This window comes from Nonomuraea marmarensis, from assembly GCF_043197025.1.
GTDB classification, from domain to species: Bacteria; Actinomycetota; Actinomycetes; order Streptosporangiales; family Streptosporangiaceae; genus Nonomuraea; species Nonomuraea marmarensis.
The window spans coordinates 96,474-112,735 of sequence record NZ_JBICRM010000018.1; the positions used below are offsets into that span (position 1 = coordinate 96,474).

General features: G+C 69.6%; 14 protein-coding genes. 8 read left to right on the forward strand and 6 right to left on the reverse strand.

The genetic code is table 11. The features are described from left to right. Positions 1-2: 2 nt before the first annotated feature. The 3 genes from ACFLIM_RS27615 to ACFLIM_RS27625 all read right to left on the reverse strand — a co-directional run bounded on the left by ACFLIM_RS27615 (position 3) and on the right by ACFLIM_RS27625 (position 3,106). Complete coding sequence (locus ACFLIM_RS27615; protein ID WP_393170289.1) at positions 3-998, reverse strand: tripartite tricarboxylate transporter substrate binding protein; 996 nt, start codon at positions 996-998, stop codon at positions 3-5. An 82-nt stretch (positions 999-1,080) separates the two neighbouring features. Next, the gene (locus tag ACFLIM_RS27620; protein WP_393170291.1) at positions 1,081-2,163 is read right to left on the reverse strand and encodes an isocitrate/isopropylmalate dehydrogenase family protein; all 1,083 of its coding nucleotides are present in this window, start codon (positions 2,161-2,163) and stop codon (positions 1,081-1,083) included. A gap of 13 nt (positions 2,164-2,176) precedes the next feature. Beyond that, positions 2,177-3,106: a 5-dehydro-4-deoxyglucarate dehydratase gene (locus ACFLIM_RS27625; protein WP_393170293.1), complete on the reverse strand. Its 930-nt coding sequence runs from the start codon at positions 3,104-3,106 to the stop codon at positions 2,177-2,179. A 136-nt stretch (positions 3,107-3,242) separates the two neighbouring features. Between ACFLIM_RS27625 and ACFLIM_RS27630 the strand changes: the two genes are divergently transcribed. Further along, complete coding sequence (locus tag ACFLIM_RS27630; RefSeq protein ID WP_393170295.1) at positions 3,243-4,115, forward strand: LysR family transcriptional regulator; 873 nt, start codon at positions 3,243-3,245, stop codon at positions 4,113-4,115. On the opposite strand, the gene ACFLIM_RS27635 is transcribed toward ACFLIM_RS27630, so the two are convergent. Continuing rightward, complete coding sequence (locus ACFLIM_RS27635) at positions 4,112-5,083, reverse strand: hydroxyacid dehydrogenase (protein WP_393170297.1); 972 nt, start codon at positions 5,081-5,083, stop codon at positions 4,112-4,114. The genes ACFLIM_RS27630 and ACFLIM_RS27635 overlap by 4 nt on opposite strands. 246 nt (positions 5,084-5,329) lie before the next feature. On the opposite strand from ACFLIM_RS27635, the gene ACFLIM_RS27640 reads away from it, so the two are divergent. After that, positions 5,330-6,085 carry an IclR family transcriptional regulator gene (locus ACFLIM_RS27640; RefSeq protein WP_393170298.1) on the forward strand — a complete coding sequence of 252 codons (756 nt, stop codon included), beginning with the start codon at positions 5,330-5,332 and terminating at the stop codon, positions 6,083-6,085. A gap of 63 nt (positions 6,086-6,148) precedes the next feature. Here ACFLIM_RS27640 and ACFLIM_RS27645 read toward each other — a convergent pair whose 3' ends face one another. Beyond that, positions 6,149-7,147, reverse strand: a complete 999-nt coding sequence (locus tag ACFLIM_RS27645; protein WP_393170300.1) for an ABC transporter substrate-binding protein — start codon at positions 7,145-7,147, stop codon at positions 6,149-6,151. Continuing rightward, positions 7,144-7,950, reverse strand: coding sequence for an SDR family NAD(P)-dependent oxidoreductase (locus ACFLIM_RS27650; protein WP_393170302.1), 807 nt, complete (start codon positions 7,948-7,950; stop codon positions 7,144-7,146). The genes ACFLIM_RS27645 and ACFLIM_RS27650 overlap by 4 nt, the downstream gene beginning before the upstream one ends. A gap of 312 nt (positions 7,951-8,262) precedes the next feature. Between ACFLIM_RS27650 and ACFLIM_RS27655 the strand changes: the two genes are divergently transcribed. The 6 genes from ACFLIM_RS27655 to ACFLIM_RS27680 all read left to right on the forward strand — a co-directional run bounded on the left by ACFLIM_RS27655 (position 8,263) and on the right by ACFLIM_RS27680 (position 16,227). Beyond that, positions 8,263-9,714 carry an aldehyde dehydrogenase family protein gene (locus ACFLIM_RS27655; RefSeq protein ID WP_393170304.1) on the forward strand — a complete coding sequence of 484 codons (1,452 nt, stop codon included), beginning with the start codon at positions 8,263-8,265 and terminating at the stop codon, positions 9,712-9,714. Positions 9,715-9,754: 40 nt separating this feature from the next. Beyond that, positions 9,755-11,323, forward strand: coding sequence for a phytoene desaturase family protein (locus ACFLIM_RS27660; RefSeq protein WP_393170458.1), 1,569 nt, complete (start codon positions 9,755-9,757; stop codon positions 11,321-11,323). Beyond that, positions 11,320-12,549, forward strand: a complete 1,230-nt coding sequence (locus ACFLIM_RS27665) for an alcohol dehydrogenase catalytic domain-containing protein (protein ID WP_393170306.1) — start codon at positions 11,320-11,322, stop codon at positions 12,547-12,549. The genes ACFLIM_RS27660 and ACFLIM_RS27665 overlap by 4 nt, the downstream gene beginning before the upstream one ends. Positions 12,550-12,562: 13 nt before the next feature. Next, on the forward strand, positions 12,563-13,171 hold the full coding sequence (locus ACFLIM_RS27670; protein ID WP_393170308.1) for a CoxG family protein: 609 nt from the start codon (positions 12,563-12,565) through the stop codon (positions 13,169-13,171). Next, a complete protein-coding gene (locus tag ACFLIM_RS27675) occupies positions 13,171-14,787 on the forward strand; it encodes an FAD-dependent oxidoreductase (protein ID WP_393170310.1) in 1,617 nt (538 codons plus the stop codon). Before ACFLIM_RS27670 ends, ACFLIM_RS27675 begins: the two co-directional genes overlap by 1 nt. A 66-nt stretch (positions 14,788-14,853) precedes the next feature. Continuing rightward, positions 14,854-16,227 carry an MFS transporter gene (locus tag ACFLIM_RS27680; RefSeq protein WP_393170312.1) on the forward strand — a complete coding sequence of 458 codons (1,374 nt, stop codon included), beginning with the start codon at positions 14,854-14,856 and terminating at the stop codon, positions 16,225-16,227. Positions 16,228-16,262 lie beyond the last annotated feature (35 nt).

Consider the following 16,262-nt stretch of genomic DNA (forward strand, 5'->3'; position numbering starts at 1 on the left):
GCTCAACTGCTGGCGCGGAACTGCTGGGCGATGGGGGCGAAGGTGGTGTCGAACTGTGTCCACAGGGCGGCGACCTGGGCCGAGTCCATGTAGTTGAGCTGGAGCAGGCGCTTCTTGGCCTGCGCCTGGTAGTCGGGCTGGCCGATCGACTTCTTGATCGACGCCGACAGCTTGTCGATGATGGCCTTCGACGTCCCCGCGGGGGCCACCAGCACGCGGTTCGTGGCCAGGCTGGAGTCGGCGAAACCGGACTCCTGCACGGTCGGTACGTCATCCAGCCCCGGCCACCGCTTGTCGGACATGATCGCCAGAATGCGCATGTCCCCGTTCGCCTTGGCCGCGGTCAGCTCGGAGACCGGCTGGACCTCCAGATTCACGCTGCCGCCGAGCACGCTGGTCCGCAGCTGGCCGCCGTCGTCGAAGGAGGTCCAGGTGATCTTGATGCCGGTGAGCTGCTCCAGTTGCAGCAGCCCGAGGTGACCGGCCGCGAGCACGCCGTTGCTGCCGGCGGTGATCTTCCCCGGGGCGGCCTTCGCCTCGGACACCAGCTGGGCGAGCGACTTCAACGGGCCCTTGGCGGAGGTGCCGATGGCGATCGGGTCGGTGTCGTGGTTCGCGATGGGCTCGAAGTCCTTGCCGGAGAACGTGGCACCGCGCTCCTTGTCGAGGTACATCATGTTCGTGGCCGGCAGCGGGGTGAAGGCCAGGGTGTACCCGTCCTTCTTCGCCGCCGCCAGGTTGCGCATGGCGTTCTGGCCGCTGCCCGACGGGTCGTTCTCCACGACGACGCGGGCGCCGAGGTCCTTCTCCAGCCCGGAGGCCAGCAGCCGGCCCGCCAGGTCCGTGCCGCCGCCGGCGCCGTACGGGATCAGCAGCCGGATGCTCTTCCCCTTGTCGGGATAGGCGGCCGGGCCCCCTCCCGCGCTCGCGGCCGGGCCACCGGTCGCGCAGGCGGTGGCGGCGAGGCAAGCCGCGGAGAGAACCGCGAACAATCGCAATCTTGACATCATGACAATCCTTCAGGAGGGGGTGGGGCTTCGAAGGTTCACGCTCGACCGCAGGCCCGGGTATCGCGTGAGGTCAGGCGTCGGTGATGGCCGCTTCGACCGCTTCGGCGAACTCCACGGTGGTGGCGGACCCCCCGAGGTCGCCGGTCCGCGGGCCGTTCTCCAGGGTCAGGTCGACCGCGTTCTCGATCCGGGTGGCCGCCTCGTGCAGGCGCGGGTCCGCGTGCTTCGTACCCATCCAGGTGAGCAGCATCGCGGACGACAACATCATCCCGACCGGGTTGGAGATGCCCTGGCCGGCGATGTCGGGGGCCGAGCCGTGGGCGGCCTGGGCCATCGCGTGGTCGTCGCCCGCGTTGAGCGCCGCCGACATGCCGAGGCCGCCGACCAGCTCGCCCGCCAGATCGGACAGCGTGTCACCGAACATGTTCTCCGCGACGATGACGTCGAAGTCCTGCGGGTGCCGTACGAGGTGCGCCGTCATGGCGTCGAACAGGTACGCGTCGAGCCGCACGTCCGGGTAGTCCCGCCCGACCGCCTCGCACTCCTCGACGAACAGGCCGAAGGCCAGCGGGATCACGTTGGACTTGTGCACGACGGTGACGTGCCGCCGCCGGGTCCTGGCGAGCTCGAAGGCGGTCACCGCGATGCGCCGGATGGCCTTGCGGGTGAAGACGCCCACCACGAGCGCGGTGTCCGGGGTCGGCATGAACTCGCCGGAGCCGCGGACCATGTTGCGGTCCACGTAGAAGCCCTCGGTGTTCTCCCGGACCGTCACGAGGTCGACTCCGCCGACGACGCCGCTCACCCCCGGCCGGTTCCGGCTGGGCCGCAGGTTGGCGTACAGGTCGAAGAAGTGCCGCAGCTCGCCGCCCGGCGGGCGCTCCAGCCGCTCCAGCCACTCCTTCGGGTACGAGGCGCTGTCATGGGGTCCCAGCAGCCAGCCGTCGCACTCGGCCAGGATCTTCTTGTTGGCCGCGGGCATCGGGCTGCCGTGCTCTTCGAGCGCGGAGGCGCCCATGGGCAACTCGACCCACTCGAGCGGGGGAGCGCCGGCCACCGCCACCGCCCGCTCCACCGTCAACCGCGCCGCGGGCACGATCTCCGGCCCGATGCCGTCACCCAACATGTAGCCAACCCGGTAGGGCTTGTCCATTAGCGAGCCTTTCTCAATTGGGAGGTTCAACGGTGGCCCGGCCGATCAGCGCGGCGAGCTGGTCGTACTCGGGGCCGGTCAGGTCGGTGAGCGGGGGCCGCACCGGGCCCGCGGGCCGGCCCACCGCCCGCATGCCGGCCTTGACGATGGAGACGGCGTATCCGGGCCGGCGGTCACGGATGCCGAGGAAGGGCACCACGAAGTCGCGCAGCCGCCGCGCCACCTCGTCGCGGTCCGCGGCGCGGACCGCCGCGTGGAACTCCATCGCCCACCCGGGCAGGAAGTTGAAGATCGCGGACGAGTACGTGGCCGCCCCCGCCGCCAGGTACGCCGAGGCGTTGATCTCGCTCGTGGGCAGCCCGTCGACGTACACGAGCCGGTCGCCGACGGTCGCGGCGAGGCGGGAGATCAGGTCGAGGTCCCCGATGCCGTCCTTGAACGCGACCAGGTTGGGGCACTCCTCGGCGAGCCTGGCCACGCTCTCGGCGGTGAAGCGGGCCTGGGCACGGTGGTATACCAGCACGCCGAGACTGGTCGCCGCGCACACCCGCCGAACGTGCTCGACCAGCCCCTCCTGGTCGATCTCGGTCAGGTACGGCGGCAACAGGAACAGGCCGTCCGCCCCGGCCCGCTCGACGTCCCTGGCCATCTCGACGGCGGTGGCGGTGCCGTACCCGGCGGCCCCCATGATGGCGGTCCCGCGCGGGGCCACCCGCACCGCCGCGCGGATCACCTGCGCCGCCTCGGCGAGCGTCAGGGCGAAGAACTCTCCCGTGCCACCGGCCGCGGTCATGCCCGCGGGGCCGTACGAGGCGAGCCACTCCAGGTGCGCCTGGTACGCCTTCTCGTCGAAACGCAGGTCGGGAGTGGCGTGGGTCACGGGGAAGCACAGCAGCCCGCTGCGCAGGGCAGCCTTGAGCTGGTCTGGTTCGTATCGGGACATTTGTTTCGCACTCCGCACGCTAGGTGATTCTCGGAGGCTAGGACCCCGTATCATTGCGCGTCCAACTCAGTCTTGGCATCGATTAATACACTTAGTGCATCGATCGAAAAGGACGCTCGTGTACACACTCGACCAATTGCGTGGTTTCGTCGCCGTAGCCGAGGAAGGGAGCTTCGGCAAGGCGGCCATCAGGCTCCGGATGACCCAGCCGCCGCTCAGCAGGCAGATCCAGCGGCTCGAACGCGCCGTCGGCTTCGAGGTGTTCGTCCGTACCTCGCGCTCGGTCGCCCTCACCCCGGCCGGGCGGATCTTCCTCGAAGAGGCGCGGCGGGTGCTGCACCTGGCAGACACCGCGCCGCTGCTGGCGCGGCGGGTGGCGCGCGGCACCGCGGGCCAGATCCGGATCGGCTTCACCGCCGTGGCCGCGCTGAACGTCTTCGGCGACTGGATCCGCCGCATCCACCGGCAGTTGCCGGACATCGACGTCGTGCTGACCGAGATGATGACGAGCGCGCAGGTCGAGGCGCTGCTCGCGAGCGAGATCGACGTCGGGATCATGCGCGGGGTGCCGCGCTCGAACGTGCTCGACGCCCGGCTGATCCACGCGGAGGCGCTGGTGGTGGCGGTCCCGGACGGGCACCCGCTGACCGCGTTCGGCCGGCCGCCGACGTTGACGGAGATCGCCGACCACGACGTCGTGACGTACGGTCCCGCGCCGGCGCGCTACTTCCACGAGCTGGTCATCTCGACCTTCCACAACGCCGGGGCGGCGCCGAACTACGTGCAGTACGTCTCCCAGGTGCACAGCCTGCTCGTGCTGGTCGACGCGGGGATCGGGATCGCCCTGGTCCCGCGCTCCGCCGCCCGCCTCGGCCCGCCCAACGTGCGTTTCCTGGAGGTCGCGGGGATGCCCGAGGACCACGTGGAACTGCACTGCTCCTGGCGCGCGCACAGCGACAACCCCACGCTGTCGGCCGTCCTGGCCGTCCTGGACGAGGTCACCGGCTAGTGGGTGACATCGACCGTGCCGGTCGGCGCGAGGCCGCGCAGCACGTCGAGCAGGCCCTGCGCCGCCAGCAGGCCGGACCGCCGCTGCGCCTCCTCGGTGCGGCCCGCGCGGTGGGGCGTGGCGACGACCTGGTCCAGGGCGAGCAGCGGGTTGTCCGGCCGGGGCACCTTGCCCTCCCAGACGTCGACGCCGGCGCCCGCGATCCGGCCCTCGGCAATGGCCTTCGCCAGCGCCTCCTCATCGACGACGCCACCACGTGAGACGTTGACCAGGACGGCGTCCTCCCGCATCCGGGCGAACTGCGCCGCCCCGAGCATCCCCTTGGTCTGCTCGGAGTACGGCACCTGAACGGTCACGACATGGGATCGCCGCAACAGGTCGTCGAGGCTCCCGACCGGCTCCGCGCCGAGCGCCCGCACCTCGTCGTCCGTACGGCGAGGGTGGAAGGCCAGCACCTCCATGAGGAACCCGTGCCGGGCGATCCGCGCGACCTCCCTGCCGATCCGTCCCATGCCGATGACGCCGAGCGTCCTGCCGGACAGGTCGTGCGACAACTCCCCTTCACGAGCCAGCGCGAGGCCCGGCTCGCCCGCGCGGGTGCGCCGCTCCCAGGCGGGAATCCGCCGCAGGGCGGCGAGGGTGAGGGCGAAGACGTGCTCGGCCACCGTACGGGAATTGGCGTCGGACGGCACCAGCACGGGAATCCCGCGAACGCGCGCCGCCTCGACGGGGACGTTCTCGAAACCGGCCCCGGCCCGGGACACCGCCCGCAGCCTGGGCGCGTCCCTGATGACCTCGGCCGCGACGCCGTCGTGCCGCAGCAGTAACCCCTCGACCCGGTCCAGCACACCGTCCAGGGACTCGGCCGCCACCCCGAACCCGACGTGCACCTCGGCCTGCTCCCGCAGCAGCGCCAGCGCGTCGGGATGGATCGCCTGGGTCACGTAGACCACGGGTCTGTCTGTCACAGCCACGAGGCTACAACCGCCCTGGCCGCCGGGGCTCGGCCTTACCTGGGGGCTCGCGGGAGGACCATCCTGGCCGGGTCGACCAGGAGGAGGCCCGCGATGCCGAGCAGGGGGAGGAGGGTGATGGCCGAGGTCCGCCACCCCGGCGCTCGCCGAGGAGCTTTGCATGACGTGTCCGGCGTTCTGGCATGTGGGATTGCGTTCTGCATGTTAGATAGAGGCATGGAGCGCCCAGCATCCGAAGACGTGCCGAACTATCCCATCGGGTCGGTGGACAACGCGCTGCGTCTGCTCAGACTCTTCGGCAGGCAGAAAACCGTCCGGGTGGCCGAGGCCGGCCGGGACATCGGGGTCGCCCGATCCACGGCACACCGGCTGATGCAGATGCTGCAGTACCACGGCTTCGTGAGCCAGGATCCGGATTCCAAGGCCTACACGGCCGGGCCCGAGTTGATCGGCATGGCCGTGTGGCTCGTGGGCGGGCTCGACCTCCGCACGGTCGCCCGTCCGATCATGGCGGACCTGGTGCGCGAGCTCGGGGAGACGGTGCACATCAGCGTCCTGCGCGGCTCCGACATCTTCTTCGTGGAGACGATCGAGACGACGAAATCGTTGCGCGTCGGCTCGCGGACGGGGATGACGCTTCCGGCGCACGCGACGGCGGCGGGCAAGGTGCTGCTCGCCGCGCTGGATCCGGGCGAGGTCCGGCGCCTGCTGGGGCAGGCCAGGCTCGCCGCCCTGACGGGCCGTACCCTGACCAGCCGGCGTGACCTGGAGGCGCACCTGGTGCGGGTCCGCGAGCTGGGATACGCCTCGAACTTCGGTGAGAGCGAGGAGGAGGTGCGCTCGGTCGCGGTGCCGGTTCGCGACTCGGGTGGCAACGTACGCGCGGCGCTGGCCATCTCGGCTCCACCGTCCCGGCTGGACGAGGAGGCGGTGGCGGGTGTCGCCACGGTCCTGCGGAAGGGCGCGGAGCGGATCAGCGCCGTGCTGCCCGCCTGAGGTGCGGTGGCCGGCCGGGCCCGCCCGAGGTGCGGGGACCGGCCGGCTCGCGCCCGTCCGAGCTCAGACCACGTGGGATTCGGCGAATGACGAGGGGAAGAGGTCGTCGGGAGCGACCAGGCGCTCGCACACCCCCTGCTCGTGGGCGTAACGGAGGAACGCCTCAAGGGTCGTGCGGTTCGGTGCTATCCCATACGGCCACAGATCGCGCCCGAAGACCTGCTCCGCCGCGCGGGCACGGTCCGGCCCCCACGGCAGGGGGAAGTGCGGTGCGGTCGGGTCGAGCAGCCTGGCCAGACTTCGGTCCTTGGCGACGGTGAACGCCGTGGTCAGGTTCCGGGCCGCCCATGGATAGCGCTCGTACACCTCACGGCGCAGCACCACCAGGTGCATGACCGGGAAGATGCCGGTCTTCTGATAGTACGCCTCCTCGACCGCGGGGCAGTCGCTGAAGAGCTGGACGATGCGTCCCGAGCGATCCACGAATCCGGCGGGCGGATGCGGCACCATGATCGCATCCAGCTCGCCGTCGATCAGCAGCTGATTCAGCGACTTCTGCCGTTCGGGCCGGACGTCGATGCCGTCGGGCAGCCCCACGGGCAGCGTCTCGATCCGTCCGGGCTCGTTGATCCCGCCCTGCACCCACGTGATGCCGGTCAGGTCCACGCCGTACTCGTGCCGCAGGAGCGCCCGCTGGTAGATGGTCGCCGTCACCGTCCACTCCGGAATGCCGATCCGCCCCCCGGCGAGCTCGGCCGGCTTGTCCACCGGGCCGTCGGCGCGGACGAAGATGCCGGAGTGCCGGAAGGAGCGGGACGGGAACACCGGCAGCCCGACGAGGGAGTCGTCGCCGCGGGCGCGCAGCGCGGAGTACTTGCCGAGCGACATCTCCGAGATGTCCCACTCGCGGAATTTCGTAAACCGGAAGAAGATCTCCTCGACCTCGAGGAGGAGGCAGGTCAGGTCGATTCCGTTCACCGGAACCCGCCCTGTCACCAGATCGCGCACCTGATCGGAATCGTTGATCGCGAGCGTGAGGCGGACGTTGGAAGACGCGTTCACAGGAAATTCATCCCTCCGTCGATGACGATGCTCTGCCCTGTGATCGTGCGCGCGGCCTCTGACGCGAGGAAGACCGCCGCGCCGGCGATGTCGGCGGGCCGCAGGCGCCGGTGCACGGCCTGGCCGGCGATGATCTGCTCGGCCTGGCCCGGGCTGACGGAGTCGCGGGGGATGCCGGTGTCCACCGAGCCGGGCATCAGCGCGTTGACGGTGACCTGCGCGGCTCCCAGTTCTCGCGCCAGCGATCGCGTCAGGCCCACCACGCCGGCCTTGGACGCCACGTAGTGCAGGTAGTTCGGGCGGCCTTGGAGCACGGCCGCCGACGAGACGTTGATGATGCTGCCGTGGCCCTGGGCCCGCAGGTGGCCGCCGACCGTGCGGCAGCAGAGGAACACGCCGGTCAGGTTGACGTCGATGACCTGCCGCCACTCGGCCGCGGTGATCGCGTCGAACGGCTTCATGACGATGGTCGAGAAGATCGCGGCGTTGTTCACCAGCGTGTCCACCCGGCCGTAGTGCTCGAGCGTCAGGCGCAGTAATTCCTCGACGCTTCGTTCGTCGGCGACGTCGACGGTCACCGCCGTGGCGTCGTGCCCGTCCTTGCGCAGCTCGGCCGCGACGGCTTCGGCGCCGACGGTGTCACGGTCGGCGACGACGACGCGTGACCCGGATTCGGCGAAGGCGCGCGCGAAGGTGCGGCCGATGCCCTGGGCCGAGCCGGTGATGATGACGACCTCGCCGTCCAGGTCCCGCCCGGACCGTGTCCGGGCAGGTGGGGGATTCTCCTGTTCGATGGAGTCCACCAGGTGTCTCCTGTCTCTTCATGGCCTCGACACCGCACACCGGGGCTCGTCTGAGTGTTAGCGGTTGAAGAGGGATGTCTTGACGGTGTACGACGCGGGTGCCTAACATCCAAACGTTCTGCAACATGGTCTACCGTTCTTGAGAATAGAACGCAAGGCTCCGAAGAGACAACGCATCGCAGGCCGGATCGTTGACGGACCCCGGGCCTGAGCTGATCCGAAACCGCCCTCATATCCCCAGTGAGCGGGAGGAGCGACGCGCGAATGATGAATCCACCGGACGCCGCATCGGTCATTGAGCGGGAATGGTCAATGGTCGTCGACAACCAACTGGTCGACGCCGTAGGCCGAGGCAGGCTGGAGGTCGTCGATCCGGCGACCGCCGAGGTCGTCACCACGGTGCCGGCGGCCGCGGACGTCGACGTCGATCGCGCGGTCGCGGCGGCGAAGCGGGCGTTCGGCGGATGGGCGCGTACTCCGGCGAGCGTGCGTGCCGCGCTGCTGAACGAGGTGGCCGACGCGATCGAGGAGCACGGCGAGGAACTCGCCCGCATCGACTCGATCGACAACGGCACGCCGATCAGCATGCTGCGCAACGACGTCCGGCTCGCGGTGACCCAGTTGCGCTACTTCGCCGGGCTGGCGCTCGAGTTGCGCGGTCAGTCGATCCCCCCGCCGGCGGGAGGGCTGAACTACACCGTGCACGAGCCCTTCGGCGTCGTCGGCCGGATCGTGCCCTTCAACCATCCGCTGATGTTCGCCGCGACGAAGATCGCCGCACCGTTGATCGCCGGCAACACGGTGGTACTCAAGCCGTCCGAGCACACGTCGCTGTCGGCGCTGCGCATCGGCGAGCTGTGCGCGGGGATCCTGCCGCCCGGCGTGCTGAACGTGGTCACCGGGCTCGGCGTCACCGCCGGCGCACGCCTGACCGCGCACCCCGACGTGAGCCGGATCGCCTTCACGGGCAGTGTCGCGACCGGACTGGCCATCCAGCGGCAGGCCGCCGCGGACCGGGTCAAGACGGTGACGCTGGAGCTGGGCGGCAAGAACCCGCTCCTGGTCTTCCCCGACGCCGACCTCGAGGCGGCGGTCGCCGGGGCCGTGAACGGCATGAACTTCACCTGGCAGGGACAGAGCTGCGGGTCGACCTCGCGCGCCTACGTGCACCGCACACTCTGGGCGGAATTCCTCGGGCGGCTCCAGGAGGCGGTCGGCAGGCTCCAGGTCGGCGATCCGCAGAACGACGACACCGACGTGGGCGCCATCGTGTGCAGGTCCCAGTTCGAGCGGATCGCCCGCTTCGTCGAGGCCGGACTCGCGGACCCGCGAGCGCGCCTGATCGCGGGCGGCGAGGTCAAGGATCCCGGCGCCGGCTTCTTCGTGCCCCCTACCGTCTTCGCCTTCGACGGCGGCGAGTGCGACTCGCCCCTGCTGGCGGAGGAGATCTTCGGCCCGGTGCTGTCGGTGGTGCCCTTCGACGAGTACGGCGAGGCCATCGCCCGCGCGAACCGGCTCCCGCTGGGATTGACGGCCAGCGTCTGGACCACGGACCTGGGCACGGCCATGCGGGCGGTCCAGGACCTCGAAGCGGGCTACGTCTGGGTCAACGCGAGCTCGATCCACATCGCGGGCGCGCCGTTCGGCGGATTCAAGAACAGCGGCGTGGGGCGCGAGGAAGGGATCGAGGAGCTCTATTCCTACGCGCAGCAGAAGAACGTCTACATCAAGTTCGATCGAGAGGGCGATTGCCATCAACGGTGAATACGACGGGATCATCATCGGGTCCGGCCAGCACGGCCTGATCCTCGGCACCTACCTGTCGCGGCTCGGACTCAAGATCGCGCTGCTGGAACGGCGCATGATGTTCGGCGGCGGCCTCAGCACCGTGGAGCCCGGGCCTCCCGGGTTCTACCAGAACCCCCATTCGATCAACCACTTCAACATCACCGAGGCGCCGTGGTACCGCGACCTCGGCCTCGCGGCGACCGTGCCGTACGCGACGCCGCGCTTCGACTTCGCCCAGCCGCACGCCGACGGCACGTCGCTGGTCTTCTCCCGCGACGTCGACGAGACCTGCGCGTCGATCGCCCGGTTCTCGCAGCGCGACGCCGAGACCTTCCGCGAGTGGAACCGCCGGGCCGACGCCATCAGTGACGCGATCTTCATGGCCGAGCGGTACTCCGAGCCGCTCCCCGAGGACGAGCGCAACGCCCTGCTCTCCGGCAGCGCCGTTGGGCGTGACTTCCTGGAGATCATCGAACGGCAGCCGCTGGACCTGATGAACGAGCTGTTCGAGAACGAACGCGTCAAGCTGCTCATGCTGTTCAAGCTCTCGATCTTCGGCACCGTCCTGTACGACGCGGTGAGCCAGCGCAGCCCGATGGGCGCGGCGATCCGCGGCTTCGACCTCGCCGCCGGCTATCAGGTGTGCGTCGGCGGCAGCTGGAACCTGGCGCGCGGGCTGATGGAGAGTTACATCCGAGCCGGCGGCACGTTCCTCAACCACGCCGAGGTGGAACGCATCGTCGTCGACGACAACCAGGCGAAGGGCGTCGAACTGGCCGACGGGCGCGAGCTCACCGCGCGGCGGTTCGTCGCCAGCACCCTCGATGTCCCGCAGACCTTCACCAGGCTCGTCGGTTCCGAGCAGTTGCCCGCCGGCTACCGGACGAAGGTCGCGAACTTCAAGCCGACCGCCTGGACACTGTTCGGCGTGCACCTCGCGCTCCGCGAAGCGCCCGACTACCTCGGCTCGGACTTCGACCCGAACGTGAACCGGGCCCTCAAGTACAACGTCGGATGCGAGAGCGTCGAGGAGCTGTTCGCCCTGCACGACGAGGTGGCGGCGAACAAGATCCCGGAGCACATCTCCTTCGGCACCGGGCACATCACCCAGTTCGACCCCTCGCAGGCGCCGCCCGGGCACCACACCGCGTACGCCTGGCACGTCATGCCATACGCGCCCGAGGGCAGCCCGGACAACATCGAGCCGGTCAAGGCGGAGTTCACCGAGCGCGTCCTGGAGAAATGGCGGGAGTACGCGCCGAACATGACCCGCGACAACATCCTGCACGCCTGGACCATGACGGCGAACGACTACAGCCGCACGCTGATCAACATGCGGCAGGGCGACATCTTCATGGGATCCTTCGCCGGCGAGCAGAGCATGTGGAACCACTTCGGCTACCGGACTCCCATCGACGGCCTGTACATGGCCGGGTCGCCCACCCACCCGGGCGGGGCGATCTCGGGCGGCGCCGGCTACATCGTCTCGCGGATCATCGCGGAGGATCTCGGGCTCACCCCGTGGTGGGAGCCGGTCGACGCCCGGGCCGCCATGGAGAAGGCCGCTGAGAAAGGTTGGACATGACAGACATAACCGGTTTCCGGGGTTGGGTGCGGTATCAGGACTGGTTCGAGATCCGCGATCTCAGGCTGCGGCCGAGGCGGCCGACCGACGTGGTGATCCGCAACCTCGCGGCACAGGCGTGCTACACGCTCGTGCCGAACGTCGCGAGCCTGCCCGCGCACCAGGGCAAGGCCAGGAGCCCCGGCCACGGCGCCATGGGGATCGTCGAGGAGGTCGGCTCCCAGGTCCGGCGGGTCAAGGTCGGCGACAGGGTCGTGACGCCGGTGCTGCCGAGTTGCGGCACCTGCTACAGCTGCGTACGCGGGGAGTGGCACGCGTGCGGCCACAAGAACGACCTCGACTTCGCCACCGAGGACGCCCCGCCGTTCGCGGAGCTGGCGGACGGCACGCCAGTCTGGCAGGACCACACCGGCGGGTTCGCGGAGCTGGCGGTCTGCCCCGAGGCCTGGGTCGTACCGGTGTACGACTCCCCACTGTCCGACGTCGAGCTCGCGTCGCTGGCCTGCGTCCCCGGGCCCGGCTGGAGCTTCGGGCTCTTCGGAATGCCGGTGGAGATCGCCTCGAAGGTCGCCGTGATCGGCTGCGGCGCGCTCGGCCTCTCGATCATCCAGGCGGCCAGGATGATGGGCGCGCAGCTGATCATCGCGGTCGAGCGCATCCCGCATCGGATCGACGCGGCCAAGCGGGCTGGAGCGCACATCGTCCTCAACTCGGACGAGCTCGGCGCCGGCGTCGTCAGCAAGATCCACGAGCTGTGCGCCCCCGACACGCCGAACATGGCCGCCGGCGGGAAGCCGTACCAGGGCTTCTACCACGGGCGTGGCGCCGACCACGTCTACGAGGCCGCGGGCAAGACGATCGGCGACCCGACGACGGGCAAGCCGGCGGACACCACAGGAGCGGCGCCGGTCGGCTGGGGTTACCAGGCGACCCGGCGAGGCGGCACGTTCGTGCACACCGGATGGATCGAGCCGACGAGCGACCCGCGATTCTGGCCGCCGTCGCCGGGCCCCTTCGACTACGAGGGCAAGAAGTACCTCTCCGCGTCCTACGGCGGCGCCAACGTGCTCCGGGACATTCCGCGCCTGGCCAAGCTCATCGAAATGGGCTACCTGGACGCGAAGTCGTTGTGCGATCCCATCCTGCCTTTCGAGAAGGGAGATGAGGCGCTGTGGAACTCGCTGAACCGCGAGAGCCTGCTTCCGATCATCACCTACGACGAGTGAACCGCGGCGCGGCATGATCGAGATCGACTACACCGTCGAGATCGCGGCCTCGATCGACGAGGTATGGGAATACCTCTGGCACATCCCGAACTGGGCGCACCTGATGATCGGCTATCAGACGGTCAAGGTGGTCGACGAGACCCACTCCGTCTGGACGCTGAAGGGCGACGTCGGAGTGCTCAGCCGTGAGGTCGACCTCGAGGTGACCATCGACGCATGGGAGCCGAGGAGTTTCCTGAACTTCACGGTCAACGGGTTGACGGAGCAGATCACGGGCGGCGGGACGTTCAGGATCGGCGAGGTCGAGGACGGCTCCCCGGCCGCCCCCGCAGGCGTGGCACCGGCCCCCCGCGAATCGTGGCGACGGCGACTCCGGCGGCTCTGGGCGGAACTCCTGTTCAAGATCGTCAGTGGCGGCGCGAAGACGCCGACCGGCACCACGAAGACCGCTCCCGCCGCCGGGGACGGCGGTCCCACGTCCAGGCTCGACTTCCACCTCGAAGTGAGCCCGGGCGGGCCGATGGCACCCATGATCGAGCTGCTCATGTCGCCGCTGCTCGAACCGGCGGCGAAGGACTTGGCGGTCGGCATCCGCAAGGAGCTGGAAGGACGGGAACAGTAATGACCGAAGAAACCGACGCGGTCGTCATCGGATCAGGGGTGGCCGGCCTGACGGCGGCGCTGTCGGCGGCCTCCCGCGGGCTGCGGGTCACGCTGCTGGAGAAGGCGCCGGTGTTCGGCGGCACGTCCGCCGTCTCCGGTGGCTCCGTGTGGGCGCCGAACAGCAAATACCCGGCGGAGGGGAGCCGGCCCGACAGCCGCGAGGACGGTCTGGAATACGTGCGGGCGCTGGCCCTGGGCCGGGTGGACGACCGCCTCCTCGAGGCATTCGTGGACAACATCAACCCGGCGTTGGACTTCCTCGAGAAGGAAACGCCGATCGAGTTCTCCTCGAATCCGCACCATCCCGACTACCAGCCGCAGCTTCCAGGTGCCCGCCCGGGCGGGCGGACGCTGCAGGTCGGCCTCTTCGACACCAAGCTCCTCGGCGAGCACACGCAGCAGCTGCGAAAGGGGCACAGCTCGGTCCCGATCACCCGGCTCGAGGGCGACGAATGGGGAATGGAGCGGCCGGAACGATGGGACTGGAAGCTGCTCGCCGAGCGCGTCGCGAACGGCCTGGTAGGAATGGGCGCCGCCCTCGCCGGCACGCTGCTCGACGCCTGCCTGAAGAAGGGCGTCCAGGTACACGTCAACGCCCGTGCCGACGAGCTCGAACGCGACGCGCAAGGCCGGGTGGTCGGCGTGCACGCGGTGGTGGACGGCGAGCGGCGGTCGTTCCGGGCGAGCAAGGGGGTCGTCCTGGCCTCCGGCGGGTTCGAGTGGAACAAGGACCTCGTCAACACCTTCCTCGGGGTGCCGATGGACGCGCCGGCGAGCCCTCCGGCGAACGAGGGCGACGGTCTGACCATGGCGATGTCCGTCGGAGCCGCGCTCGGGAACATGAGCGAGGCGTGGTGGGGACCCATGATCGCCGCATCGGGTGACACCTACGACGGCGTGCCGCTGTACCGGCCGACGAGCGGCCTGCGCACGCTACCGGGCGGGATCATCGTCAATCGCAGGGGCCACCGGTTCCTCGACGAAGCCATGAACTACAACGACTTCGGCAAGATGCTCGCGGCCTTCGACTCCCACGACTACGAATACTCGAACCTCCCGTGCTGGCTGGTCTTCGACGAGCGCTTCCGCCGGTCGTACCCCATAGCGACAGTGACCCCGGAGACCCCCACGCCCAAGTGGATGCTCACGGCGCCCACCCTCGGCGAGCTCGCCGAAGCGGCGGGAATCGATCCGGCCGGTCTCGCGGCGCAGGTCGAGGAGTTCAACCGGCATGCGGCGGACGGCGTGGACCCGGTCTTCCATCGCGGCGAATCGGTCTACGACCTCTACCGCGGAGACCCGGAGGTGACGCCGAACCGCAACCTGCGGCCCCTGGAGTCGGGCCCGTACTACGCGGTGCGGCTGTTCCTGGGCTGCCTGGGCACGAAGGGCGGCCCGCTCACCGACACCGAGGGCGCCGTTCTCGACACCCGTGGAGCCCGGATTCGCGGACTCTACGCGTGCGGGAACGTCGCGGCCAGCCCGTTCGGCCCGGGATACCCGGGAGCGGGGGCGACGCTCGCCGCGGGAATCGTCTTCGGCTATCTGAGCGGTCAGGCCCTGGCCGGCGCCTGACTCCTTCCACGTGCATTACACCGTATCGGGGGATTCTGCCAAAACTGGATGACCAGGAGAACCGGCATGCCCACACCACCCCACGAGCGTGTTATGAAGACGAAGACCTCGCGTCCCAGAACGGTCGCGGCATTGGTCCTCGGTCATTTCATCGAAGTTTATGACACGGCCCTTTACGGGCTTTTCGTAGCGCCCATCTCGACGGCCTTCTTCCCCGCCGGAAACGCGGAGGCCGCGCTGATCGCCACGCTCGCCGTCTTCGGCGTCTCTTTCCTGTCGAGGGCGGCGGGCGGCCTGTTCTTCGGGGTGATGGCCGATCGCATAGGCCGGCGTAACGCGATGATGTTGTCGATCCTCCTCGTCGGAGTGTCGACCGCCGGAATCGGCGTCATTCCCACCTACGAGACGGCGGCGCTGCTCTCGCCGATCCTGCTCGTCCTCTGCCGGCTGCTCCAGGGCTTCGCCTCGGGCGGCGAGACCACGGTCGCCCCGGTGTTCCTCGGGGAGTTCGCCTCCCGGAAGCGGCGTGGATTCGTGACGTCGTTCATCGCCATCGCGGGCAACCTGGGGACTCTCGCGGCGGCCGCCACGGGTGTGATCACCGGCCTGCTCGTGAACGCGGCGACGTTCGACGCGTGGGGTTGGCGGGTGGCGTTCCTGATCGCCGCGCCGCTGGCCCTCGTGGGCCTCTACTTCCGCTACGGCCTCGAGGAGCCGCCGGCGTACGTGGCCGCGCGCGCCCGGGTGAAGTCCGCGTCGATCGGTACGGCCCTGCGGCGGAGCTGGCGCATGATCCTCCGCGTGAGCTGCGTCGGCGCGCTGGGGAGCACGTTCTACATCATGTTCGTGTACTACCCGACCTACCTCGTCCAGGAGAGCAACCTCTCGGCCGGGCAGGCCCGCGTCGTGCCGCTGATCCTGATCTCGATGCTCGTGGTCTTCAACCCGCTGGTCGGGTTGCTCGGAGACCGGTTCGGCCGGAAGGTTCCGCTCCTGCTGGGCGGGCTGGCGTCGATGCTCTTCGTCCTGCCGGGCTTCCTGGTCGCCCAGAGCGGCGGCTTCCCCGCCGCCGTGCTGGGCGGCATGCTCATCCTGATAAGCGTCCCGCTGTGCCTCGGCGCGATCCACGCCGTGTCGATGGAGTTCTACCCGACCGAGGTGCGGGCCACGGCGGCTGGCATCGCGTCGACCGTCGGCACCTTCGTCTTCTCCGGCCTGCCGCCGGTCATCGTCAATGTGCTCACCACGCAGTCACACATGCCGCTGTCGCCGGCGTTCGTGATCATGGGGACGGCGGCGATCGGGCTGATCGCGGCGTGGGGGCTGCCGGACAGCCGGAAGATCGAACTGGAGTCCGTGGAGGCCTCGATCAAGGAACAGGAGGAAACCACGGCGGCGGCCGATGATCCGCAGCAAGCCCCCGGCCGGGTCACACCGTGACGACACCGGCGTCCATCGGGGCGGGCCTGCAGCCG